The sequence below is a fragment of the Paenibacillus sp. IHBB 10380 genome (genome assembly GCF_000949425.1).
In the GTDB taxonomy this organism is placed as follows: Bacteria; Bacillota; Bacilli; order Paenibacillales; family Paenibacillaceae; genus Paenibacillus_AQ.
Genome location: NZ_CP010976.1, coordinates 1,759,666 through 1,785,306 on the forward strand (window position 1 = coordinate 1,759,666; position 25,641 = coordinate 1,785,306).

The window sequence follows — 25,641 nt, forward strand, 5'->3', positions numbered from 1 at the left end:
GGGTGAACAAATTTAAGGTAATAAGGATATGTGCCGCCTACTTAGTAGTATTGATACTCGGAGGCTGCACGATCATCAGTGATCCGATTCTAGATATGAAAACACCGCAAATATCAGCAGATAAAGAATCGCTTCGACAATTTATCGAAACTCAATTACCGGAAGGTAATAAAAAAATTCGCGCTCGCGAAACAGATGATACCAGTCTTATCCGTTTCGTAGATCTTAATAATGATGGCGTAGAAGAGACGGTTGTTTTCTATGAAACACCGGATCAAGATGTATTATTGCACGGCATGATATTTGAAAAGCTGAAAGATGGAACGTGGATTAAGAAGGTGACCTTTGATGGTGTGGGTAAGGTGCTGGAATCTTTGAAGTTTGTAGATATAACGAATGACGGCAATATTGACATTATAGCGGGTTACTCTCGAGGCGAGGATCTGGATAAAGCGCTTATTGTATACTCGTATCAAGGAGATAGTGTTGAAAAGGAACTCGAGTTACCATACACTGAGTTTGTAGTTGATGATTTAAATAGTGACACTATGAATGACCTTACTATTGTTGCTTTGACGCCGAGTGAGCTCGCAGTTATGACAACTTATCAGTACAACGAAAGTTTTATAGCTTTGGATAGAATTGAACTGAATCCGAATGTAGAAAGTTATTATAATGTTGTATCTGGAAAAGTGGCCAAAGATAAGAAGGGGATCATTTTGGATTCCTCCATTGGGGTGAATTCTTCATATTCTGAGATCGTAGTGATGGAGAATAACAAGCTGAAATTGGTTATGGATCAAGATCGCACCTACAAAGAATTACGGGTTACAAGTGAAGATGTGAATAATGATGGTATTTATGAGATTGGTATGCTAGAGATTCCTAAGGGTTGGGAGCTCTTTAACTTTGACGAAATCCCGTGGTTCTTCTCTTATTATCAATGGGACGGGGAGGAAGATTTGATCTTCGTCCGACAGCAATATCAAGATTTGAAAAATCATTTTCATTTGAATTTCTTCCCTCCAGAGTGGCATGGCAACATTACAGTAGATACGAAATCTATTAAAGATGAGTATTTGAGGTTTATTATGTTGGATACGGGTAAGACCGTTGCGGAGATCAAATTCTTTACCGTGCGTCAATGGGAGAAAGATCATGGAGATTGGGAATTGTTGATGAAAGATAAGAGCAGAGTCATGGGCTATAAAAGTTATGATGATCATCTTAAATTAAATAAAAGCAAGGAAAGGGACAGTACCGAGGTTCCTCTGATAGAAAGGAAGGGAATAAAAGGTGAGTAAAGTATTGATTATGGAAGACGAAGAGTCCATCCGCAGTTTTATTGTCATCAACTTGAAACGTAATGGATTCGAAGTTATTGAAGCTGCTGATGGATACGAAGCGCTCGAGAAGTTGAAAAGTGTGCCTGATATTGATATTGCATTGTTAGATGTTATGGTACCCGGCATTGATGGATTCGAAGTATGTCGAAGAATTCGAGAAAACAACGAGCGGATCGGCATTATTTTCTTAACCGCGAAAGTACAAGAGCAAGATAAAGTGTATGCATTGTCAGTAGGGGCTGACGACCATGTTAGTAAACCATTTAGTCCAACGGAACTTATTGCCCGAATTCAATCATTACTGCGTCGTGTCAATGTGCATCGTGAGAACTCAGCTAAGGTGAGTTTCCATTCTGGACCATTCGCTTTAGATCTAATATCGAAACAATTTAAGAAGAATGGTACAGCAATTGAGCTTACGCCAACGGAGTTTTCTCTGATTCAATTCTTTCTGGAAAAGGAAAGCACACCACTCAGTCGCGATGTGTTATTGGATCATGTCTGGGGCAAAGAGTATATGGGAGATCCCAAAATTGTTGATGTGAATATCCGCCGCTTGCGTCAGAAGATTGAGAATAACCCGTCAGAGCCTGAATTTCTACAAACGGTATGGGGTCATGGATATAAATGGAGAGGTCTTGTCCAATGATCAAAAAGGGTATACGCAGACAGATTGTTCTGCACTATTTCATTGTAGTGTTTACTGCACTTTTAATAGTGGAGGTCATCTTCTTACTTGCGATACGGACCTATTATTATGATAGTATATATAGCCATATTAAGTCTCATATTGGGGCTGCTGATGAATTCTATCAAGCAACCCGTTCCTTGGCTTCAGAAGACAATCCTAACTTGCTGCCAGACATGCTGCGTAATTATGAATTGACGAATACAGAACTGCAAATTTTGGATACCAATGGAAATATTCTTATTAACTCCACGGGATACCAACCGGATATGACGATTCAGACAAGTGATATTCCTCAGGCTATATCAGGTAATATAGGCAAATGGGTAGGTCGTCAACTGACTACAGATGAAGATATTATTGCGGTCTCTAAAATGACGCAAATTGCAGGTCAAGATTCAGGTTCGTATATTTTGAGATATGTAACGTCATTAGAACGAGTGAACGAGAAATTATTTAATGTAACGTTAATTTCTGTTGGTATTGGTGTATCCGTAATGGCTGTAGTCTTAGCGTTTAGTTTAGGGCTTGCTAATTCTATCGTAAAACCACTCAATAATATCACTGCAGTCTCGGCTCAAATGGCCAAGGGTAAATATAAGGTGAGGGTTAAAGGGAATTACAGATACGAATTGGGTGAACTAGCATCGACCTTGAATCATATGGCCGAAGAGATCATCCGAAGTAATCAGATCAAAGAGGATTTCATTTCGTCCATATCTCATGAGCTAAGGACACCCTTAACGAGCATTAAGGGATGGAGTGAGACACTGGATTCCGGAGGTTTTGATCCAGATGAGACTAGGATTGGTATGGGGATCATTTCTAAGGAGACAGAACGCCTGATTGGGCTGGTAGAGGAGATTCTAGATTTCTCTAAGCTCCAGCAGAATGAAATGAAGCTTGTGATGGGAAAAGTACTTATTAAAGAGCTTCTGCAAGAAATCATGCTGAATTTGTGGACCAAGGCAGAGAAGAAGAATATTAAGCTCATTCTTGAATCTGATGACAATCCTACGGTTATGGGGGATGCGAATCGTTTGAAGCAAGTTTTTCTGAATCTTGTCGATAATGCGATTAAATTCTCACCTGAGCAAAGTAATATTTATCTTCATGTGACAAGTTTTCCTGAATTAGTGGAGATTGAAGTTCAAGATTCAGGAATAGGCATTAGTGAAGAAGATGTTAACAAGGTCAGAGACAGATTCTTCCAAGTTAATCCACTTAACGGTGGAACGGGACTTGGGCTTGCGATTACGCAGCAGTTAGTAGAACAGCATCAAGGAACGATGGAAATACGCAGTGAACTGAATAAAGGAACGACCGTAACAATCGTTCTTTTGTTAGCAGAAGAACAGCTTTCCATGACTGATCATAACGATATATCGTAATCAGAAGTCTGGATGGTTATAAAAAAAGATCCAATTCCATTTGTGGAATTGGATCTTTTTGGCAATATGCGCTATATTTATGAAGACAAACCTTCAGCACGTAAACGCGTTGACTTCTCATAAACTTCTTGAAGTAATCGAGATGGCTGAGTTCGTATCATTGGTTTAGGGAATACGGTTTCATGGGGCGCAATAACTATAACTTCACTTGAGGAGCCCTTTATGATGGTTCCGTCTTTAATGACTGCTCCTTCACCAATGATGGCTCTTTCAATGACAACATTACGACCGATTTTAACATTCGGCATAATTACACTATCTTTAATACTTGAATTTTTTCCGATTTCAGCGCCACAAAAAACAATTGATTTCTCAGCAGTACCATCATGAGAACAGGAATCAGATATTAAGCAGTTCAATACTGCGCCGTTCTTAAGTTTGGTAGCATTAAATCGTGTTATCCAAGAGCGGCTGTACATAGGCCACTCCTTCTTTTCTAGATCAAAACCTCCAGTTTCATCCAATAAGTCCATATGTGCTTCCCAGAGACTATTCACCGTGCCTACATCTTTCCAGTATCCGTTAAAACGATAAGCAAAGAGAGGGTCTGATCCCGTAAGCATATATGGAATGATATCCTTCCCAAAGTCGTGACTAGAATGAGCATTGGCAGCATCTTTGAGTAATACCTCTTTTAAATATGCCCATTTGAAAATATAAATACCCATAGAAGCTAAATTGCTTTCTGGCACAGCCGGTTTCTCAATGAAATCAGAAATTTGTGATTCAGAATCAACGTTTAGCAGACCAAATCGACTCGCTTCTTCCCAAGGAACCTCCATGACTGAAAGCGTTGCTGTTGCATTTTTATTACAATGGTATTCAAGCATTTCACTGTAATCCATATGGTAAATGTGATCACCGGATAGAATGAGTACCTGCTCTGGATTCTGTTGATCTATATAGTCAATATTCTTATAAATGGCGTCAGCGGTACCTAAATAATCACTACCTGTTAAAGTAGATGGAAGAAGTGATACGCCTTGATTGCTGTCTGAATGATTATGTAAACCCCAAGGCTCACCTTTGCCAATATGCTCATGAAGAGATTCTGCCTCATACTGGGTGAGAACGCCAATGGTTTCAATTCCTGAGTTAACACAGTTGCTCAGAGGAAAATCAATGATGCGGTAATGACCACCAAACGGCACAGCAGGTTTGGCCATCACAGAAGTTAAGGGTGCTAATCTTCGGCCTTCGCCTCCAGCTAGCAGCATAGCGATACAATTCTTTTTATTCATTTTTGAATTCCCTCCGATATTTTGAATAGGTTTGAATTTGTTTAGTGTTGAATAGCTTAGTATTTATATAAACGGATTTTACTCACTTGAAAAGATTATATTGAAAAATTATTGAAACATTACAAATTTATTTTATAAATGTCATTTTATTTTCAAATTGGCTAGAATAGGTTAATATCATACAGGTATTATATTTATATAAAGCGGGTGATAATTTTGAATGATCATTACAATACTGAAGAAATAATTACTCAAGAAGATATTTATTTATTTCATGAAGGTACATCTCACCATAGTTATCGCTTCTTAGGTGCTCATCTATCACATGAAGATGGACTAGATGGTGTCCGGTTTACGGTCTGGGCTCCTAACGCGCGTCATGTAGGTTTAGCCACAGATCATAATAACTGGGTTGGTGCAAATGATCCTTTAATTAAGATACCCGAATCCGGATTTTGGACTCGCTTTTTTGCAGGTATTAGCCTTGGAACATTATACAAATATGATATTACCGGTCCAGATGGAGAACACTTCCTAAAGGCAGATCCTTATGCTTTCCAAGCAGAGGTTAGACCAGATACAGCATCAAGAGTAGCCTCTTTAGAAGGGTATAAATGGGAAGATGCAACATGGCGTCGTAAAAAAAAGAATTATTTACAAAAACCTCTCAACATTTACGAAGTTCACTTTGGGACTTGGAGACAGAGATCGGATGGTTCATTGTACTCTTATCAAGAGATGGTGGAGTTGCTTATCCCGTACGTTAAAGAAATGGGCTACACGCATATTGAATTTATGCCACTTAGTGAACACCCATATGATTTGTCTTGGGGATATCAAGTAACGGGATTCTACGCGGTAACCAGTCGATTTGGAGCACCACATGAGTTCATGTTCTTGGTTGATATGTGCCATCAAGCAGGCATTGGTGTTATTCTGGATTGGGTACCTGCTCACTTCGCTAAGGACGCACATGGACTGAGATTGTTTGATGGTACACCCCTTTTTGAATATGGTGATTCTTATAAGGCAGAGAAGCCAGGATGGGGAACGTTATCTTTTGACTATAGTAAAAAAGAGATATCCTCCTTCTTAATATCTAATGCACTCTTTTGGATGGATATGTATCATATTGATGGTTTGCGCGTTGACGCAGTCACTAGTATGATTCGCCTAGATTTTGAGAAGAGAGAGGATCAATATCAACGAAATGAACAGGGTGGACTTGAGAATATTGAAGCCATTGGGTTCTTACAACAGCTGAATACAACGGTGTTTCATTACTATCCTTACGCTTTAATGATGGCCGAGGAATCTAGCGCTTGGCCCGGGGTTACAGCGCCGGTTGAAGACCATGGACTCGGGTTTAATTACAAATGGAGTATGGGCTGGATGAACGACACATTGGATTACATAGAAAGTCACTTTGACAACAGACCTTCGAAACATAACTTACTTACTTTTCCTATTTGTTATGCCTATTCTGATCATGCAACATTGCCCCTTTCGCATGATGAGGTTGTGCATGGTAAAAGGTCACTGCTTAATAAGATGCCCGGTAGTTATGAAGAGAAATTTGCAGGATTGCGTATTTTGCTTGGGTATCAGATGACTCATCCTGGGAAGAAATTGTTATTCATGGGCGGAGAATTTGGTCAGTTCATTGAGTGGAAAGATCAAGATCAATTAGACTGGTTGTTAATGGATTATGATAGTCATCGGCAAATGAAGCGTTATACGCAGGTGCTCAATCATTTCTACTTACAGGAAAAAGCACTATGGGAACTGGATCATCAGGTTGAAGGATATCAATGGATTAGTGCAGATGATCAAACACAAAGTGTCATTTCGTATATCCGGAAGGGTAAGAAACCTGTAGATGATTTGATAATCATTATTAATTTCCAATCTATTCGGAGAGAGAATTATCGGATTGGAATTCACCGAGCTGGCCATTATAAATGCGTTTTTCATACAGATGAAGATTCATTCGGAGGAGAAGTCTCCATCCATGAGTCTCTAATCACAAGTGAGAAGATTCCTTGGCATAATCAGAAGCAGAGTTTAGAGCTAAGTTTGCCTCCACTGTGTATGTTAATTTACAAAAGAGAGCCCCGTCGAAACAAACAATAGGAGGAATGCACAATGAAAGTATTGTTCGCAGCAGCGGAGTCTACCCCTTTTATCAAAACAGGTGGATTGGCTGACGTTATAGGAGCGCTTCCCAAAGCTCTTAAGCAGAGCGGTGAGGATATATGTGTAATTCTGCCTAAGTATCGTGGGATTCCAAGTGAATATAGTGATGCTATGAGTTATGTGGGTGAAGTGAATGTGCAGGTGGGTTGGAGAAGTCAATATTGTGGGATTAAGATTTTAACTCATGAGGACATTCCCATCTACTTTATCGATAATGAATATTACTTTGGGCGTGATGCAGTATACGGATTTATGGACGACGGAGAAAGGTTTGCCTTCTTTAACCGTGCTGTTATAGAGGTTTTACGCGTTATTGACTTCAAAGCAGATGTGGTTCATTGCCACGATTGGCATACAGCTATGATTCCGCTGCTTCTTGAGGCTCAATACCGGCATGATGCTTTTTATCACGATATGAGAACCGTATTAACGATCCATAACTTATTGTATCAAGGTGTCTTTCCTTATGAGGTAATGTGGGACTTATTCGGTTTGAATAATGATTATTACATGGGAGTAGAATATTATGGCAATATGAACTTCATGAAAGCAGGGATTTCCTACTCAGACCATGTAACTACCGTGAGTCCCACGTATGCAAAGGAAATTCAAACGTCGTATTATGGGAATGGTCTGGATGGATTACTGTCATCACTTGGAGACAAGTTAAGCGGGATTGTAAATGGTATTGATACTAAGAGCTATAATCCAAATCAAGATCCTCACATTTATGTGAAATATAGATCTAATTTGGCTAAAAAGAAAAAAAATAAGGTGGAGCTTCAACGTGAATTAAACCTTCCTGTCAAGCCGGATATTCCCATGATTGCAATGGTTACGCGTCTCGTCGAGATGAAGGGATTAGATCTAGTGATCAGAGTTCTTGATGAACTAATCCAGAATGAGGACATACAGGTGATTATATTGGGTACTGGGGATTATGCATATGAAGATTGGTTCCGTGAAGCTGCTTATCGTTATCCAGATCAAGTGTCAGCCCAAATTCAATTTAGTGAAGCTCTGTCACGCAAAATATATGCAGCCAGTGATTTGTTCCTTATGCCTTCAAAATTTGAACCTTGTGGAATTAGTCAGCTATTGGCACTGCGCTATGGTAGTATCCCAATTGTACGCGAAACAGGTGGTTTGAACGACACTGTGCATGCTTATAATGAGTTTACAAGCAAAGGCAATGGCTTCTCGTTCGAAGCCTATAATGCTCATGATATGATACATACTATTAGAAGGGCCGTATCGTTCTATTATCAGCCAGAACATTGGCGTCAAATTACGAAGAATGCCTTCAACGGGGAGTATAGCTGGGATATTTCAGCTAGGGAATATACGGACATATATCATAAAATAACGACGTTCTGAAACCCTTATTTAAGTGATGTAAATAAAGAATAAAATTAGATATTTATGAATAAATATTATTATATGAAATAAATTGAATTTAAAAAAGAGCCTTAAATGGCTCTTTTTGCTTTCGTATAGCGGTTGACATTATACAAAAACCCGATGGAAGGAGGTCCCTATCAGGTAAATGTAAGCATTATGAAATTAGATTGCGATACAAGATCCGGTAACCATAGGGATCAAGATGAATATTCATGATGCCATCTTTAGGCTCCACATGATCTCCAGTCAGAGCGTCCTTCCAATCACGTGTAACCATGGGGTGAGATAAAGTCTGTGATTCTTCTGTGTTATTCATCCATATCGTAAAGTGGATTTTCTCATCAGCTCGTTCATATACAATTCGACCATCATTGGAGTCTGCTTTTAAGAACCTGAAGTGACCTTCACGTAATGCGCCATTCTGCTTACGTAGTGCAATCATAAGCTTGTAGAAATCATATAATTCGCGATCTTGTTTATCATGATCCCACTGCATGCATTGACGACAGTCTGGATCGTCGCCCCCAGTTAATCCAATCTCATCACCATAGAAAATACAAGGGGTTCCCATGAATGTAAATAAGAAAACAACAGATAATTTTAGTTTGCGCTTGTCATTACCAACTCGATTTAACAGTCTGTCTGTATCATGACTACATAACATGTTGAATACAACCTCATTGGTCTGTTGAGGATAACGCATGAGGATGGAACCCACACGATTGGCAAAAGTAATACCGTCCATACCGCCATTGAAGAATTGAAGTACCTTATCTGCGAAGGGGTAATTCATAACGGAGTCGAACATATCTCCAACTAACCAAGTCAGTGAGTCACTCCAGACTTCTCCAACGATATAGGCTTCGGGATTAGCGTTTTTCACTACCTTACGAAAGTCTCGCCAGAAATGATTATCCACTTCGTTAGCTACATCAAGTCGCCATCCATCTAGCTTGATTTCTTTAATCCAATATTCAGCGACATCAAGTAAGTATTGCTTCACTTCAGGGTTGGCTGTGTTAAATTTAGGCATATTCCCATAGAATCCGAACGTATCGTAGCTAGCTATGCCATTGTTTACTCGGGCAGGAAATTGGTTTACATGGAACCAATCCACATATTTAGACTGCTCACCATGTAGCACTACATCCTGGAAGGGTGGGAATTGCTCACTACAATGATTGAATACAGCATCAAGCATGACTCGAATGCCTCGTGAATGACAGTTCTTCACTACTTTTTTTAGGAGAGCATTATCACCGAACTGCGGATCTACTTGTTTATAATCCACAATGTCATATTTATGATTGGAAGGAGAGAGGAAGAGTGGAGTGAAATAGATCGCGTTAATTCCTAGCTTAACCAGATCATCAAGATGATCTAATACCCCTTGAAGATCTCCCCCAAAGAAATTATTTAACTTAGGTCTGCCACCCCAGGGTTCCGTATTCGGAGGATCGTTACTTGGGTCGCCATTGGCGAATCGTTCAGGCATGATTTGGTAGAAAACGGCTTCTTTTGCCCAGTCAGGAACTTTAAAGACATCAATCTCGTGTATGTAAGGAAACTCATAGTAAGATCCAGTGGGCTGAGGACATTCATAATAGATACCATTATCTAACATGTAGATCGTTTCACTTCCAGCACTTACTCTATATACATAACTTAATCTTTTATATTTAGGTCGAACGGATGCCTCCCAATAATCAAACATTTCGTCAGAAGCGGCTTTTTCCATCGTAATTTCGAAATAAGTAGAAGCCCAATCGTATTTATCACCAGTCATGGCAACGACAGAGTCGACATCATCTCTTTTGGAACGTACACGCAGATGGATCGTGGAACAATTATAAGCATATGCCCATTTACCCCGAGGGACGTGATACAAGGCTTCTAACAGCATGAACAACACCCCCATATTTCACATCGGTTTTAGACCTATTTAACCTATTTCATGTACTGATGAACCAAATTGTAAGGTTTCTTAATATTAATCAAGATTAGATAACGTACAGATGTGTAATATATATTATGGAAAAAAAACATCTATGTGCAAACAAGAAGAAACGGCTTCGCCGCCCTTAAAGGGACGGTGAAGCCGTTTCTCGTAGAAAGATAAGCAAAGTATAGTGAATACATATGCTTCTTAAAAAACAGGCATTAGAGAATGCCCACTTATATATAAGATGTAGTTATTTATTCTTGTTCGCGTCCATGAAATTCAGAGCGAATTTGTTCCAATAATTCTGGATCAGTAATGACATCGTAGGCAGTTCCAGCTAGTGCTTTAGCAGCTAGAAGCATGCCATCTAGGGCGAGATCTTGCATGGCTAGATCACGGAATTCATTCGTGTGAAGCGCATGTTTCTGATCGATAACTTTAATGTAAGGATGAATAGCAGGGCAACATAAGGATATATTTCCAATATCCATCGATCCATGGTCATTCCCAATCTGTATTTCATCCGGATGAATACCTAGATCGATTAGGTTAGACGTAAATACATCCGAAAGCTTCTCGTTTGTATTCATTTCATCATAGGAGGTTTCATAGTTGGATATTTCTATACGACAACCTGTTTGTAGTGCAGCTCCTTGGGCGATCTGTTTAACTCGATTCGTAAGAATATCTACTTCTTTACGGGAAGAAGCACGTACATAGAATTGAGCGGAGGCATAATCAGGAATGATGTTAGCCGCTTGCCCTCCGTTATTGATGATTCCATGAATACGAACACTGCTTCTTACTTGCTGACGATAAGCGTTAATACCATTAAAGGTCTGAATGACAGCATCAAGTGCATTTACACCTTCGTGAGGACTTGCAGCCGCATGAGAGGCCTTACCGAAAAATTCGAATTGTATAGCATCTATGGCTAGCGACTTTCCAGATTTCTCATAGGCATAGAAGGGATGGGTCATCAAAGCGATATCACATGAGTCAAAAAGACCCGCAGCCGTCATAGGTACTTTAGCACCGGATGTCTCTTCTGCTGGAGTGCCGAATACCTTAATGGTTCCGCCAATGTCGTCGATGACAGATTTCAGGCCGATGGCGGCTCCGAGGCTCATCATACAGATCAGGTGATGACCACAAGCATGTCCAAGATCAGCAAGTGCATCGTATTCACATAATAAAGCTATAGTGGGGCCAGGTTTGGTAGCAACATAGGTACCAATAAAAGCTGTTTCAAGTCCTAGGATAGGAGCTTCAACACTAAAACCATGGTAAGCAAGTTCTTCCTTGAGTTTAGCCGACGCAAGAAACTCCTCGTTTCCAAGTTCAGGGTTTGCTCCAATATATAATGAAATATCCTTGAAACGGGAAGCATATTGGTCAATTGTTTGTTCGATTTGGGATTTGTCTTTCAAGGTTAGTGCACTCCTCTGTATGTAATATAAATGATAATATAGGGTTCATTATATCACGTGAAGCCGTTTATGCAGTTTTTTCTCATCGTTAGGGCGTAATGGTAAGGTAATACATTGCATAATAATACATTAACACTTATAATAGTCCAGTTGTTAAATTTATCATCAAATATATATACACAGGCAAGGGGAGAACAAAGGTTGAAGAAAATGGTTCGTCTTATCGTATTTCTGGTTACGATCGTCATATTCCTTACTGCTGGTGTTCCTACGACGAACATCGTAAGCGCCACAGCCGGAGAACCGGTTACGAATAAAAAGCTCATTCTTGGAACAAGCGCCGAATTTGCGCCTTATGAATTTCACAAAACAATAAATGGCAAAGACCAAATTGTAGGTTTTGATATTGCTATTGCCAAAGAGATTGCAACGGACATGGGTGCCGAGTTAGTCATTGAGGATATGGGGTTTGATAGTCTGTTATCGGCGCTCCAAAGTGGGCGTGTGGATCTCGTTATTTCGGGATTAACACCTACAGATGAGCGTCGTAAAAGTATAGATTTCTCCAATAACTATTATCAGTCTCATCAAGTAATCGTGGTTAGAGCTAAGGATCAGGATAAGTATCCTACGATGAAAGAGCTTGAAAACGAGAAGATTGGTGCACAAAAAGGATCGATCCAAGAAGAGATTGGTTTATCTATTGTAGGGGCACAGCTAACCTCATTGGACAGAATTCCAGATCTGATGATGCAATTGCAAACGAATCGTGTGAATGCGGTTATTTTGGAGGACACAGTAGCCATAGGTTATCTGGATTCCGACACGGTACTTGCTGGAGCCGTTCCCGAGGATTCTGAAGCACAGGCAGCCATTGGTATTCGCAAAGGAAATGAAGCACTTCTGAATACCGTTAATGATACGCTTGCCAGATTAACTCAAGATGGTGAGATTGACCGGATGGTTAAAGAGGCAAGTCTTCTAGCCGCTGATATAGAAGGGCAATCAGGAGGCAATATATTCTCAACCTTTTGGAAATATCGTAGTTATTATGCTATGGGTATAGGATATACGTTATTACTATCTGCCCTAGGTGTTCTGTTCGGGTTCATTATTGGATTATTCATCGCTCTGATGCGTATGAATGACTTACGTATCGTGAAATGGCTAGGAACGACTTATGTTGAGATTCTGAGAGGTACACCGATGCTCGTGCAACTCATGATCATTCACTATGGTCTGGCATTGACACTTGGCATTAATTTATCACCACTGCAATCAGGTGTTATTACATTATCCATTAACAGTTCAGCTTATCTCGCTGAAATTTTCAGAGCAGGTATTCAAGGGGTGGACCGTGGCCAAATGGAAGCGGCTCGCTCGCTTGGGATGAATCAAGGCGCTGCTATGCGTCATATCATTTTACCGCAAGCTTTTAAATCCATTCTGCCCGCGATCGGAAATGAATTTATTACTATCATTAAAGAATCGTCCATTGTCTCCGTTATAGGTATGGCAGAAATTATGTATCAGGCACAAGTTATCAAGAATATTACGTATCAAGGTCTTAGTCCATTTATTATTGCCGCAGCTATTTATTTCGTCATGACGTTTACCCTGTCTAAGCTGCTAGGTATTGTAGAAAGGAAGTTGAGTGCTAGTGATAAACGTTAAGGATCTTCATAAATCGTTCGGTAAATTAGAAATTCTTAAAGGCATTGATATCGAGATTAGCAAAGGTGAGGTTGTAGTCGTGATTGGACCTTCAGGTTCAGGTAAGAGTACCTTTCTGAGATGTCTGAATCTGCTTGAACAGCCAACGTCAGGTGAAATATTGTTTGAAGGGGCGTCCATAACAGCTCCTAAGCACAACATTAATGCAACACGTGAGAAAATGGGGATGGTGTTCCAGCAATTTAACCTCTTTCCTCATAAGACCGTAGGTCAGAATATCGCACTTGCACCACAAACGGTGAAGAAACAGTCTGCATCTGAAGCGGATAAGGTCGTTCAAGACTTATTACGTACGGTCGGATTAGCAGATAAGAAGGATGTTTATCCAAATCAATTATCTGGCGGACAGAAACAACGGGTGGCGATTGCACGTGCGTTGGCGATGAAGCCACATGTGATGCTATTTGATGAACCGACCTCTGCACTGGATCCGGAAATGGTCGGGGAAGTGTTAGAGGTGATGAAGAAGCTAGCTGACGATGGGATGACGATGGTGATCGTTACTCACGAGATGGGTTTTGCACGTGAGGTAGGGGATCGGATTATATTCATGGATGGCGGCACAATTATAGAGCAGGGTGTTCCAGCCGAACTTTTCGGGAATCCAAAGCATGTACGAACTCAGGATTTCCTAAGCAAAGTACTGTAAGAGCATTAGTTTTTTACTGATTATGTATATGCTACAAAACAAAAATGCACCTATGCGAACAAGAGGGTGATGGGAGTAAGATTGTAACCATCCTACCTAATTTGCAAGGTGTATTTTTTTCATAGATATATGCTTAGAGATGTTGATAGAGGGGCTATTCTGAATGAGAAATAAGTACATAAAATATGGTCCTAACAAAGCATAGATAGACAGGATTTTAATCTCGCGTATATTCAATGATTTATGAAATTATTGAATTGTTTTACAAACAAGTAGGTGCACCAAATATACGTATTACAGTAACAACTGAAAAACTAATAGTAGAGGTTAAAAAGGCTGTTTTATTTGGAGTTTTTCCAACGACGCACAGCATTAGAACCAAATGAAGTTAATACTCCAGTTCTTATATTGGGTGCAGGGAACTGTTATGATTTTGACCTCCCACTATTGGCCCACAACCATAAAGAGCTTTGGTTAGTTGACATTGATAAACAATGTCTCGAAAGCGCAATAAAGCGTCATTCGGGAATTCAAAACATGGGAACATTCGACTGTACAAAAGAGATCTTGTTGGTTTATATAACGAAGATACAGATAAGATAGTAAAAATAACGCTCGATAAGGACGACAAAAATCAAACACCGAAAATATCAAAAATAATAAATAAATGGAATAAGAGGGTCTCTTCTTATTGCCGACCTATCCTCAATCAAAAGTTTGATCTTATTGTATCTGCGAATGTCTCTACACAACTATGTTCATTGGCTTCATATATCGTCTCCCAAGTGAGGGGAAGTCACATTTATCAAGATAATATGCTTCAATTCATTCATGATGTCTCCAAACAACACGTGCAACAAATTAAAAAGATGTTAAGTACTAATGGCCGAGCAGTCATTACATCAGAACAGTATGAATGGGCTGACCCCTATATACATCCACTAGCTCATAAAACTGGTATTTACCAATATGTTAAAGATCCAAGGGATATGCTACAGATTGAAATTCAAAACAATATTGAACTGAAAAAAGATACGGTACCAGGGAGGGTTACTGAAGATATGCTGGATGGTGTTACTATTCTAGAGAGAAGAGAGTGGATTTGGACCTTTAATGATGGTCGTCATTACCTCGTAAAAGGCTGGGTCGTTCAAGGTAATTCATAACATGCGCCATGGTTTTCTTAAGGGGGACCTTTTTTTAAAAGAAACACTCCTTGGAATGTGTGAAGTTCCCCCCGTTAGAATAGACATTGGAAAAACCCCCGAGTTTCCAAGCAGGATTTCCATCCGTTAAACTTCACAACCTAAGCTTGGTTGCACTGAAAGTTAAGAAATAACTGTATAGAGAAGGCTGTTGCGGCTGTTGCATCAGGGTATGTCAATCCATAACCGATGCAACAGCTTTTTTTTGCGTTTTCTTGTTTAAAAAATATTGTAGTATATCCACATTTCATAAAAGTACTTATTTCAATAAAAAGGGATTATATGTTATATTTGTTATTGACCGATGGTATAATTAACTATAATGTTATTAAAAATACAATATTTCTATTTAATGGAGCGATGGAAGGGTGGCTTTGACAATGAAGCAGACGACCATTCGTGCAGAGCTGGAGGACTATCTAAAGAGGAAAGGTACAACGATTAACCAGTTTGCAGTAATGGCCGGAGTTAATTCGGGAACGATCAGTAATATTATCAATGGGAATCGTCCTATTGCGATGCAGCAACTAGACCGTATCACTGATGGCATGGGGCTCCCTCAAGGTAACTTCTATGATTTATATGTAGATGAGTGCTTCATACACTCTAACCCTAATTGGCGGCGTATTCGTCCATTTTTATATCGTTGTACAGAGCTGAACAAGCTGGAATGTATTCGGCGGGTTGCAGGGATGATGATGGAGAATTTATCTTATTCTACCGTATTATTTGATACAGCAGAAGCATTCTTTAAGCAAGGGAAGAACGCAGCCGCTGTGCTACTGTATGAGAGTGTGGCTGAAAGTGAAAAGTACCAGCATTCGGAGCGATTGGCTCTTTGTCAGTATCGCTTGTTTACTCTTGCATTGGGTGATGATCAGGATGCGAATTTACGAGCTTCTGTGCAATTTGAAGGTTATGTTGATCGGCTCGATGAAGTAGACCAGCTCGATGCGCTGAAGGCTTTAGCAAATATATATATTTCTTTGCGCCGATGGGAAAAGGTAGATAGATACGCCAAGGGAATGGGACGTAAAGCTACTATTCAATATACAAACAGATATGGGCAGGTGAAGAAAGACAAATTTCAAAAGGAACCGGCCATGCCATTGTTTTCATATATACTATATTCACATGTACTATGTTCATCCGTTTGTGATGAGCGAGGAGATTATGTCCAAGCGTTACATTACGTTTCTCTCTACTCGGAAATGAGTTGGGTAAAAGAAGATACACAGGAAGCACAAAAGCTAATGAAACAATGTAAAGGTTGGGCGAAGGCAAATACCTATCTCTACAGGCTCCTAATGGGGGATATCGAAGTGCTTCCGGAATATGTGACGTATATTGAACAACAGGAAGAGGAAATCCTTCCAGCGTTATTTAAGATCATTCAAGCTGCCAATCGCTATCAGTTTAATGTCGATGATGTACTGTTGCGTTTTGAAAAAGGTATTTCTTCGTATAGAGATCTAGAGGGGGAAGTAGGGACCTACAACCGGCAAGTCATAGCGGATCGTTACGCTCACTTTATGGCCGAGGTGGCTTCCTATTATTTCAGCAGGAAAAAATATGATATGGGTACAAGTTGTATATTAGAAAGTTTGTTATCCTCTGTTAAAATTTATAGCGAGTCATGTGTTATTAGGTGTGTCGGTTTGTTTGAACAATTCAGACATGCTATATCCCTTGAAGCGCAAAAGGAATATCAAAATTTGATAAGTGAGGTGCGGAAACACTATGAGAAGAAAAATGGTTTTGTTATTGGCAACGTTTAGTTTATTAATAGTAGTCCTTCCTGTGGTCGCTTCTGGCGCAGTTTCGGCAGAAAATGTAGTTGTAGTGCAATTTCTTACTCATGGTTCAGGAGGCTGGTAACTGGAACCCGTAAATAACAAGAGTAAGGCGTTCCCGGAGTGATCCGAGAGCGCCTTTTTTGTGAGCAGTTTATATATAAATTGTTGAGACCCATACCCTATGGGGAGCTCTTCGGTTATGCATTCTGCATAAAAATCTATATTTTGGCATTCACCTCTAAAATATTACATAGGGAGGTAGTGTTAATGAAGAAACCGGAAGTTATCCTAGAGAGAATAGATGTTGCTAGATCAAAACTTTATCAGATGGAAAAGAAGCATGGTGGATTTCTACACCCAAATGTGATTAAACAATCTATGAGATTAGATGAATTAATCAATAAGTACAACAGGTTTTACTTGAAAACCAAAAATTGATCAACATATAATTTGCTATCAGAATGAGACCCTTATCACTCTTATTAGGAGAATCATTCAATATACTCCTTTGTGAAAAAATGATCCCATAGACATGACACTCAACGTGGAGTGTTGTTAATGTATAAATATGACTTCTCTCTTATAGGAGGAGGAGTTGAAGATTAAAACAAAGAGTAATTATCGGGAGAGTACACATGGAAATCGCTAAGCTATTTGATCAGGACATACTGATCGCAAAAGAATGGTTTGAACACAGTGAAAATGGAGTGCCCCAAGAGAATATTGTCTCCCTATTAGAGGAGAAGTACCGTATCCACTCAAAAAAGAAGGCCTTTTCATGTATTTGCTGTAATCAACCGGTGAGTATGGTTCTTCGTATAGATTCGCCTCACTTTAGACATCAAGGAGACTCTTGTCCAAGTGCTCAAAATTTTGAGCGTTACACGAATCGCGTTCAGGCCGTCGAAGAACCGACCAAACATCGCGCCGGTCGCGCTATCCTACGTACGTATTTAGAGGGGCAATTAAAACCCTACTCGGTTGTCGTACAAGATGGGTACCTAATCCGGACGTTGCTTAAGATGGTTCCAGATTTTATTTTAACGTTCCCAGACGGAACGAATTGGTCGATTGACTACGTCACGGGATCGCGGCAGGACGAGTCATATCACAACTACATTCAAAAACTCTCAAAGACATATCGTGCAGCAGGATTCAAACCATTTTTCTTCATTGATTCCTCATGGCTTGCGGAAGTTCCGGATTGCTCGATCGTCTCTTTCTATAAAGCGGAACAGCAGATGACAACAAAAAGCGAAACAGATCTGCAATGGAGTGCTTTTGTTTCAGAGTTTATCAGTGCCATTGGCAAACCATTTGTTTTACGGGAATGGTTTGGTGTGCGGAATTACTTTGGTCATGATGCAATCCAAACGAGCGATGTGTTTAGCCTTGCGTATGTCGATCTTGGAGCGGGTAAGGCCTTCATCCAACGATTGGTGGTTGATGAGATGTAGGGCATGGGCTAGCTCTGGTTTTCTTTATACAACACCATCTGACGTAACTCAATCTATCCAAGATTACAATATCAAAACAAGTTCTACCAGCTCAAATGTGTTTAAATTTTACTCCTCTGCGGGTAAAAAGGCAACAGTAGCAGGATTACCTGTTTACACTTTTGAGACTAATGAAATCACACTAAAGTAGTTACTTCTAATTAGAAGGGATGAATCTATGAAAAACGACTGGAAAATTTTACAGATTTTAATCATCATACTCATTATATTTAATGGGTATGATGATTATATGAAATTTATTACTAGCGATGAATCCATTCGTTTTCCATTATTGATATCCTTTATCCTTGCCATTGTCACATTGATCACAGGTTTGTTTTTCTTTCTAGGAAAACAAAAGGCAGGAAGACTCTTAGGTGTACTATTTTTTATACACGCTGGATTGATGTTAGGTTATGTGATAATCGCAGTACCTTATTTTTCTAGCATTTGGTATTTAGTAATACTAAATCTGATTTTTGTATATTTAGAAATACTAGTGGGGAAGAACTTAGTCAAGAAGACAGATTCTCGTTAATGAGAGTCTGTCTTCTTTATTATTAGATATTTTAAGCTCTAAGTAGGTAACGAAAACCAGTAGGTATAGCCATCATTAGTAAGTATTCTTAGAATCTTAAACAAAAATACCAATTAGAGAAGCGCACTATCACCCAATAAACGGGGATAGTGCGTTTTCTTTAATATATACAAGTAGATTCCCTAAAAGATCATATAAAAAACTCCAATCTCGTACACCAAATCAACCAAGGAAGCGTTGCAGCACACTATATAGATGGAACAGAATATAATAATTACCTAGAGCTACTTAAATCTTCGCCTAGCACAATAATTTCGGGCATACTCGGGATGATGGTTTCAGCAATCATTAATTAATTTAATTAGTCGCGTTAATTCAAGTCATATAATTGTTCCTTTAGGCTATCACTGATACAATATGGTGAAGTATTAAATTTTAAGGAGTACACCTAAATGATCGTTAAGCCATACCGGATCGGTATTATCGATATCGGTTCCAATTCCATTCGATTAGTTATTTATGATACGACCCCCGAAGGGGGCTACAAAGTGGTTAAGGAAATAAAACAGGCTGCTCGATTAAGTGAAAAGATTAGTGCTCAGGGTAGACTGGAAGAAAAGGAACTATGGTCAATCATTCCGATTCTCAAACAGTTTAAACAGGTCTGTACCACATTTGAAGTTGAACAGATTCGTGCGGGTGCGACAGCTGCGATTCGCAATGCACCTAATGCTAATGAAATCATTGAATTTCTCTCTAGAGAGTCAGCGATTGATATTAAGATCATTACGGGCGAAGAAGAGGCATATTTCGGATTTCTAGGGGTTATTAACTCTTTTGACATTCAGGATGGCTTTGTTGTTGATATAGGTGGAGGGAGTACAGAAATCACCCTGTTTCAAAATCGTAGATACCAGAATAGCATTTCTTTACCTTTTGGAGCTGTCAATACGAACGTTAAGTATGGTAATAATGGGAACTGGGACGAGGAACAAATTCATGAGCTACGCACTCATGTACTGGAGAAACTTCAACAAATTAGTTGGATGAAGTCAAGACCAGATTTACCTGTGTTTGGTTTGGGTGGAACGATTCGATCGTTGGGTAAAATCGATCAAAAGAATCGTCATTATACGATGCCTAATTCTCATAACTATGTGATGGATACGGAACAAGTAAATCATATGTATGAGATGCTTCCCAGCATTCCGTTCGAGAAACGTAAGCATGTGGATGGACTTTCTAAGAGTAGAGCGGACATTATCGTCTCGGGGCTAATCATATTTCATACCGTATATCATTATATTCAGGCGAATCGATGTCTCATTAGTGGAGAGGGACTTCGCGAAGGTATGTTGCATGATTTGATAGATCCTGAGGGAGCGGTGAAGCCTAGCGCATTGGAGTACAGTATTAAGACCTTACTGACCTTTGAAGCAGAAGTGTCACGGAAGCATTTGAATCATGTATATGGGCTTGTACAAGTGCTATATGAAGCGCTTCAGGATGGAAGACAGCAGGAGGAACACCAGAAGCTGTTATATGTCTCATCGATGTTATATCGTATTGGAGGACACATTAATTATTATCAATATAATCGGCATACACAGTATTGGCTGATGAATGCTTCAATTAGAGGTCTAACCCATCGAGAGATTATTCTATGTGCGTTAATTGCTTCTTATAATACAAAAAGTCGGAAGCAGAAATTATCCCAAAAACATAAGGATATATTGCTAACTTCCGACGAGGAATGGATTCATAAGTTAGGATCATTGGTGCAACTTGGTATTGCTCTAGATCAGAGTGAGACACAAGCTGTTCAATCCATTCAAGCTAATCTTAACGACAAAACCTTATATCTTACCGTTGTTAGTGATGGGGAGACATGGATTGAACGAGAAGAAATAGAAAGTGCCATGAAAGTGTTCAAGAGTGCATGGGACCTGAAAATGAGAATTGATTACTCTTCCATTTTTTAACATTCAATGCTTCGAACTGGCTCCTAAAGGGAGCCAGTTTTTCATCTGCGAACTCATAATTCCCATTGTTTTGAAGAAATCTAGCCTTCACATTATCCTTAAGCGACAGGTCAAGAATTTGGACGATCAAATTACGAATATGCTCATCATACACAGGACACATCAACTCAATACGTCTAGTCAAATTTCGTGTCATCCAATCTGCGCTAGAAATCCATATTTCGGGATTGCCACCGTTCTCGAAATAATATATTCTCGTATGTTCGAGAAATCGGTCTACAATACTCCGAACTGTAATTCGCTCACTTAAATTAGGAACTCCGGGACGAAGACAGCATACCCCACGTATAATCAGATCAATTTGAACACCAGCTTGCGATGCGCCACACAGTTCGTCAATCATTTCCTGATTAGATAATGAGTTCATCTTCGCAATAATTTTTGCAGGCCTTCCTGCTGCTGCGTGCTTGGATTCTCTCTGCATAAGCATGGAGAGGCTATTACTCATGTTAGACGGTGCTACTGTTATGGCATCCCATTCATGATTGGTTGAGTAGCCTGTAATTTGATTAAATAATTCAGAAGCGTCCAGACCGATAAGATGATTGGATGTAAACAGACTTAAATCCGTGTATACCTTAGCGGTACTGTCATTATAATTTCCTGTACCTACATGCACATATCTACGTAATTCACTGCCTTCCTGACGGACGACGAGTGTGACTTTGGCGTGCGTTTTTAGACCCACTAAACCATATACGACATGACAGCCTGATTTCTCAAGTTTGCGTGCCCATGCGATATTCCGTTCTTCATCGAATCTCGCCCTTAGCTCCACTACGACGGTAACCTGCTTGCCTGATTCAGCAGCGAAGGCTAGAGCTTGAATCAAGGGAGAGTTACCGCTCACACGATACAGGGTCATCTTGATTGCCATGACATGCTCATCCTCAGAAGCTTGAATAATGAAATCGGTCACCGAGTCGAAAGATTCATAAGGATGATACACAAGCACATCACGTTCGTGTAACACTTCGAAAAAGTCTTCATTCTCGTCGAATTCCAGCGGATACACAGGTTCGATCGGTGCATAACTTAATTTGGGATACCCCTTCAAAGATCCCGCGAAATTACGGAGAAAGCTTAGATCTAAAGGACCTTCAATATCAAATATGAAATCAGTGATTTCGAATTCTGTTTGTAATTGACTTAGTGCATAAGGATGTATCCCTTTTTGAACCTCCACCCGGACTGGAGCTCCCCATCTTCGTTTACGGAGTTCTTTTTCGATCTCCTCCAGCAAGTCTTCCGCACCTTCCTCATCTATCGTGAGATCGGAATTACGAGTGATTCGGAACTCGTGAACAGCGACAGGCTCATATCCACTGAACAAGGTATGAATATGCTGTTTAATAACCTCTTCTATAAAAATAAACTGGCGCTTCTTGCTGTTTGTACGATGGGGAAGTGGAATACATCTAGCAAGGTTAGATGGAATTTGTAAGATTGCGAAATAGGGATCCTCTTCCAAGCTATCCTTTCGATTAAGCACAACGGACAAATATACATACTGGCTGTGAACGAGCGGGAAAGGTCGGCTCTGGTCAACTGCCATGGGTGTTAACACAGGGAAAATAATATCTTGATAATAATGTTCCATGGCCTGTTTCTGGGCGATATTCAAATCTTCATAGCTAGAAAAAACAATGCCTTCTTTGTTTAATTGTCTAGAAATATCACGAAAAGTTCGGTATTGCTCGCTAATCATTTTGGATATCCGTTTCATTAGGCGTTTGTATAATCCTGAAGGGGTGTAACCTGTAAAATCCTTCTTGGTATAACCTGCCCTAATCTGATCTTGAATACCTGCGACTCGAACACTCATGAACTCATCTAAGTTAGTGGATACGATAGCTAGAAATTTAGCTCTTTCCAGAAGCGGATGATCAGCATCCTGTGCTTCTTGAAGAACACGCCAGTTAAATTCAACCCAGCTTAAATCACGGTTTAAGTAGACGGACGTTGTTGTGCGGTTTATCGTTTTTAGGTCTTCCATCATAGTGCCTCCAACAGGTTCATTCATATGTTTTTTTTAGTATCTATATTATTCTACTATATTTTGGTATCACAATTGTAAAATCAATGTTAAATATGATTAACGCTGTGTAAAGTACTCCTTTTAGTGTATGAAATAGTCACTTCAAAAATAATAAAAATCATAAAAACATCAAAATGGTAACAATTTCATGTGTAATAGTTACAAAGTTGTGATATATTCATACATGCCAAAACTTTTTGATTACAAAAAAGTGTGGGGGACTTATTGATGGAGCATAGGACGATGATACATCGTTACCTGTATCCTTGGGGTGAATCGCGCATAGTGCGTGTAGGGTAAACTTCCTTACCCAAACCCGACAACTAACTCCGCAGGCATATAAGGAGGAAATATGAAGAAATTTAATACAATCAAAATTATGACAGCCATTATAGGCATTACACTAGCTGTGCAAGCCGCTCCGGTTCATGCGGATAAGATTCATGTTGCAACCGATGGAGATACTTTTTATAGTGTTGCTAGGGAATACGGTGTAGACATGAATAAAGTGATTAAAGCCAATCCTAAGGTGAGTGCCACGAATATTTATGGAGGCATGAATCTCAACATTCCAACATCTACTCAGGCTGTTGCTTCTGCCGCGACTCCAATCACAGCGAAACAAGCTACTACAAATACAACAGGCGTTCTTAACGTCATACCCGAAGATCGTAAGGTTGAAGCATGGGGCAAAGTATTTAACTATTCTAAGACGATCGATGTGAAAGCATCTGCATATTCTGCTGCTGTAAGTGAGAATGGGAAGTGGGGCGCAGTTGATTATTTTGGTAATCCACTAGAACTTGGTACTATAGCTGTAGATCCAAGTATTATTCCTTTAGGTACGAAAGTGCTAGTAACGGGACATAGTCATTCAGGTCTTCCTAAACAAGCGTTTGTGGCTACAGCAAGAGACATTGGCTCTGCTATAAAAGGCCATCGAATTGATATTTTTATTCCCGGAAGCCAAGCTTCTGTACGTGATTTTGGATACCAGGAAATTGAGCTGTATCTCATTAAATAAAAACTTAATTCAGAAGAGCCTTTCTCGATCTTTCGAGAGGGTTCTTTTTACTTGTTCATCGGGATATGAAGCATCTCAGCCACGGTAACAAACGTATAGCCTTTATTTTTTAATGTCTCAATGATCTCAGGAAGAGCTTCAATGCTACCGTTTAGATTAGAACCTACTCCACCACCAGCATGCTGGAGAATAATAGAACCAGGACCTACAGAGGACAGTATGTTTTTCTTGACTTGTTCTTTGTCGAGACCTTTCCAATCTAAGGAATCTACGTTCCAGTTAATCACTTTATACCCGTTTTTTTTTGCCCATTTCAGCTGAGATTCTGTGATATCACCGTAGGGTGGTCTGATAAACCTAGGGCTGTATCCTGTAATATGTTTGATAATGTGTTCTGTTTTTAGAATCTGATCTTGAAAGCTATCGAACGATAGTTTACTGAATTGAGGGTGGTTATAAGAATGGTTACCTATAATATGGCCTTCTCGATTCATTCGAGCCACAATCCCTGGATACCGCTTTGCTCGTTCACCAATGACAAAAAAAGTTGCCTTCACATGGTACTTGGCTAACACATCCAACACTTTCCCTGTAAACCTTGGATCTGGAGCATCGTCAAAAGTAAGTGCGATTTGTTTGGTTCTTGCGCCCTTTGTTTTGATCGTCTCGGGGTATTTATGATATAGCTGTCCTAAGGATGATATTTTTTTATCTCTAGCTGACTTTTTATCACGATCAGAGTTTACAGGTACTGAAGTGGGAGGTCTTTCTTGTGATACAGTTGGCTCGGAAATATGTAAAGTCGGTTTTGCTAAAGTCACTTCGCACATAGAAAGAAGAAGAACTATACAAATAAATAACCTCCTAAGCATAAATGATGATCTCCTTTGTTATGTAAGTTTGGTAAGACAATATCTCTTTTGTTATTTCCTAAGGAGGCGTCAATTATGCTTATACATTTGAATAGGTCTTTATTTATTTCATAAAGTTAGATGATATAATAATAATTAGGGGGAGGTATTCAGTGAAGTTATTCTTGTTAGTGATCATTGCGTTCATTGTTGTACTGATCATGTCCTTCGTTGCGTTAAGAACTAGGAAATCGAGTGGGAATGTAATTAAGTTCCGGAAAAAGAATAGTAAGCAGGATTTGCAGAAATGTACCTATTGCAAAAAAAGAAACAAAATAACTTTCTATGCAAGTGATGATGGAACTGTAGTAGGTGTTTGTAAGGAATGTAGACCAAAGGCAGACTCCCGAGACATGCTTCCTATATAACGAGAACAACTTTATCAATCCCGATTGGCTCTAAGGAGACTAATCGGGATTTTTGTCTATCGAATACTTCATCCAGTAAAACAAAGAGACGAACGTATCTACTGAGGCCGTCTAATGACACCTATAGTGAAATAAGTCACAGACC

The 25,641-nt window shown here is 39.6% G+C and carries 20 protein-coding genes and 1 riboswitch; of the genes, 15 read left to right on the plus strand and 5 right to left on the minus strand.

Going from position 1 to position 25,641, the window contains the following annotated elements; translation table 11 throughout:
* The first annotated feature begins 2 nt into the window (after positions 1-2).
* From UB51_RS07530 to UB51_RS07540, 3 genes are read left to right on the plus strand one after another with little or no spacing between them, the layout of a single operon-like run.
* Positions 3-1,304 carry a hypothetical protein gene (locus UB51_RS07530; protein WP_044876780.1) on the plus strand — a complete coding sequence of 434 codons (1,302 nt, stop codon included), beginning with the start codon at positions 3-5 and terminating at the stop codon, positions 1,302-1,304.
* Positions 1,297-1,995 carry a response regulator transcription factor gene (locus UB51_RS07535; protein WP_044876781.1) on the plus strand — a complete coding sequence of 233 codons (699 nt, stop codon included), beginning with the start codon at positions 1,297-1,299 and terminating at the stop codon, positions 1,993-1,995. Before UB51_RS07530 ends, UB51_RS07535 begins: the two co-directional genes overlap by 8 nt.
* Complete coding sequence (locus UB51_RS07540; RefSeq protein WP_044876782.1) at positions 1,992-3,425, plus strand: sensor histidine kinase; 1,434 nt, start codon at positions 1,992-1,994, stop codon at positions 3,423-3,425. The genes UB51_RS07535 and UB51_RS07540 overlap by 4 nt, the downstream gene beginning before the upstream one ends.
* Before the next feature lie 77 nt (positions 3,426-3,502).
* On the opposite strand, the gene UB51_RS07545 is transcribed toward UB51_RS07540, so the two are convergent.
* Positions 3,503-4,726: a glucose-1-phosphate adenylyltransferase gene (locus tag UB51_RS07545; RefSeq protein WP_044876783.1), complete on the minus strand. Its 1,224-nt coding sequence runs from the start codon at positions 4,724-4,726 to the stop codon at positions 3,503-3,505.
* Between the two features lie 216 nt (positions 4,727-4,942).
* On the opposite strand from UB51_RS07545, the gene glgB reads away from it, so the two are divergent.
* Together glgB and glgA are read left to right on the plus strand one after the other, a co-directional pair.
* Positions 4,943-6,859 carry a 1,4-alpha-glucan branching protein GlgB gene (gene glgB, locus UB51_RS07550; RefSeq protein ID WP_044876784.1) on the plus strand — a complete coding sequence of 639 codons (1,917 nt, stop codon included), beginning with the start codon at positions 4,943-4,945 and terminating at the stop codon, positions 6,857-6,859.
* 12 nt (positions 6,860-6,871) lie between these two features.
* Positions 6,872-8,299: a glycogen synthase GlgA gene (gene glgA / locus UB51_RS07555; RefSeq protein WP_044876785.1), complete on the plus strand. Its 1,428-nt coding sequence runs from the start codon at positions 6,872-6,874 to the stop codon at positions 8,297-8,299.
* 178 nt (positions 8,300-8,477) lie between these two features.
* On the opposite strand, the gene UB51_RS07560 is transcribed toward glgA, so the two are convergent.
* Positions 8,478-10,226: an alpha-glycosidase gene (locus UB51_RS07560; RefSeq protein ID WP_044876786.1), complete on the minus strand. Its 1,749-nt coding sequence runs from the start codon at positions 10,224-10,226 to the stop codon at positions 8,478-8,480.
* A 293-nt stretch (positions 10,227-10,519) separates the two neighbouring features.
* On the minus strand, positions 10,520-11,695 hold the full coding sequence (locus UB51_RS07565; protein WP_044876787.1) for a M20 family metallopeptidase: 1,176 nt from the start codon (positions 11,693-11,695) through the stop codon (positions 10,520-10,522).
* A 201-nt stretch (positions 11,696-11,896) separates the two neighbouring features.
* Here UB51_RS07565 and UB51_RS07570 point away from each other — a divergent pair, with 201 nt between their 5' ends.
* The 8 genes from UB51_RS07570 (at position 11,897) to UB51_RS07600 (ending at position 21,095) form a co-directional block, all read left to right on the plus strand.
* Complete coding sequence (locus UB51_RS07570; RefSeq protein ID WP_082063067.1) at positions 11,897-13,369, plus strand: ABC transporter substrate-binding protein/permease; 1,473 nt, start codon at positions 11,897-11,899, stop codon at positions 13,367-13,369.
* Entirely contained in the window at positions 13,356-14,078 is a 723-nt protein-coding gene (locus tag UB51_RS07575; protein WP_044876788.1) for an amino acid ABC transporter ATP-binding protein, read from the plus strand. The genes UB51_RS07570 and UB51_RS07575 overlap by 14 nt, the downstream gene beginning before the upstream one ends.
* A 494-nt stretch (positions 14,079-14,572) precedes the next feature.
* Complete coding sequence (locus tag UB51_RS07580; RefSeq protein ID WP_044876789.1) at positions 14,573-15,244, plus strand: hypothetical protein; 672 nt, start codon at positions 14,573-14,575, stop codon at positions 15,242-15,244.
* Between the two features lie 419 nt (positions 15,245-15,663).
* Positions 15,664-17,061: a helix-turn-helix domain-containing protein gene (locus tag UB51_RS07585; RefSeq protein ID WP_044876790.1), complete on the plus strand. Its 1,398-nt coding sequence runs from the start codon at positions 15,664-15,666 to the stop codon at positions 17,059-17,061.
* A gap of 285 nt (positions 17,062-17,346) precedes the next feature.
* Positions 17,347-17,517, plus strand: coding sequence for an aspartyl-phosphate phosphatase Spo0E family protein (locus tag UB51_RS26935; protein ID WP_082063068.1), 171 nt, complete (start codon positions 17,347-17,349; stop codon positions 17,515-17,517).
* Between the two features lie 197 nt (positions 17,518-17,714).
* On the plus strand, positions 17,715-18,536 hold the full coding sequence (locus UB51_RS07590) for a hypothetical protein (protein ID WP_044876791.1): 822 nt from the start codon (positions 17,715-17,717) through the stop codon (positions 18,534-18,536).
* 217 nt (positions 18,537-18,753) lie between these two features.
* Positions 18,754-19,113, plus strand: a complete 360-nt coding sequence (locus UB51_RS07595) for a hypothetical protein (RefSeq protein ID WP_044876792.1) — start codon at positions 18,754-18,756, stop codon at positions 19,111-19,113.
* A 452-nt stretch (positions 19,114-19,565) separates the two neighbouring features.
* Entirely contained in the window at positions 19,566-21,095 is a 1,530-nt protein-coding gene (locus UB51_RS07600) for a Ppx/GppA phosphatase family protein (protein ID WP_044876793.1), read from the plus strand.
* Here the strand turns inward: UB51_RS07600 and ppk1 are convergent.
* On the minus strand, positions 21,043-23,154 hold the full coding sequence (ppk1, locus tag UB51_RS07605; protein ID WP_044876794.1) for a polyphosphate kinase 1: 2,112 nt from the start codon (positions 23,152-23,154) through the stop codon (positions 21,043-21,045). The two genes, UB51_RS07600 and ppk1, sit on opposite strands and share 53 nt — an antisense overlap.
* Positions 23,155-23,368: 214 nt before the next feature.
* Positions 23,369-23,546: riboswitch (cyclic di-AMP (ydaO/yuaA leader) on the plus strand.
* Here ppk1 and UB51_RS07610 point away from each other — a divergent pair.
* Positions 23,546-24,217 (plus strand): 3D domain-containing protein, encoded by a 672-nt coding sequence (locus UB51_RS07610; RefSeq protein WP_052675798.1) that lies wholly within the window; start codon positions 23,546-23,548, stop codon positions 24,215-24,217. Its footprint overlaps the riboswitch before it by 1 nt.
* Positions 24,218-24,264: 47 nt before the next feature.
* Here the strand turns inward: UB51_RS07610 and UB51_RS07615 are convergent, their stop codons facing one another.
* Positions 24,265-25,089 carry a polysaccharide deacetylase family protein gene (locus tag UB51_RS07615; protein WP_044876795.1) on the minus strand — a complete coding sequence of 275 codons (825 nt, stop codon included), beginning with the start codon at positions 25,087-25,089 and terminating at the stop codon, positions 24,265-24,267.
* Positions 25,090-25,241: 152 nt separating this feature from the next.
* Here UB51_RS07615 and UB51_RS07620 point away from each other — a divergent pair, with 152 nt between their 5' ends.
* Complete coding sequence (locus UB51_RS07620; protein ID WP_044876796.1) at positions 25,242-25,496, plus strand: hypothetical protein; 255 nt, start codon at positions 25,242-25,244, stop codon at positions 25,494-25,496.
* The last annotated feature ends 145 nt before the right edge of the window (positions 25,497-25,641 follow it).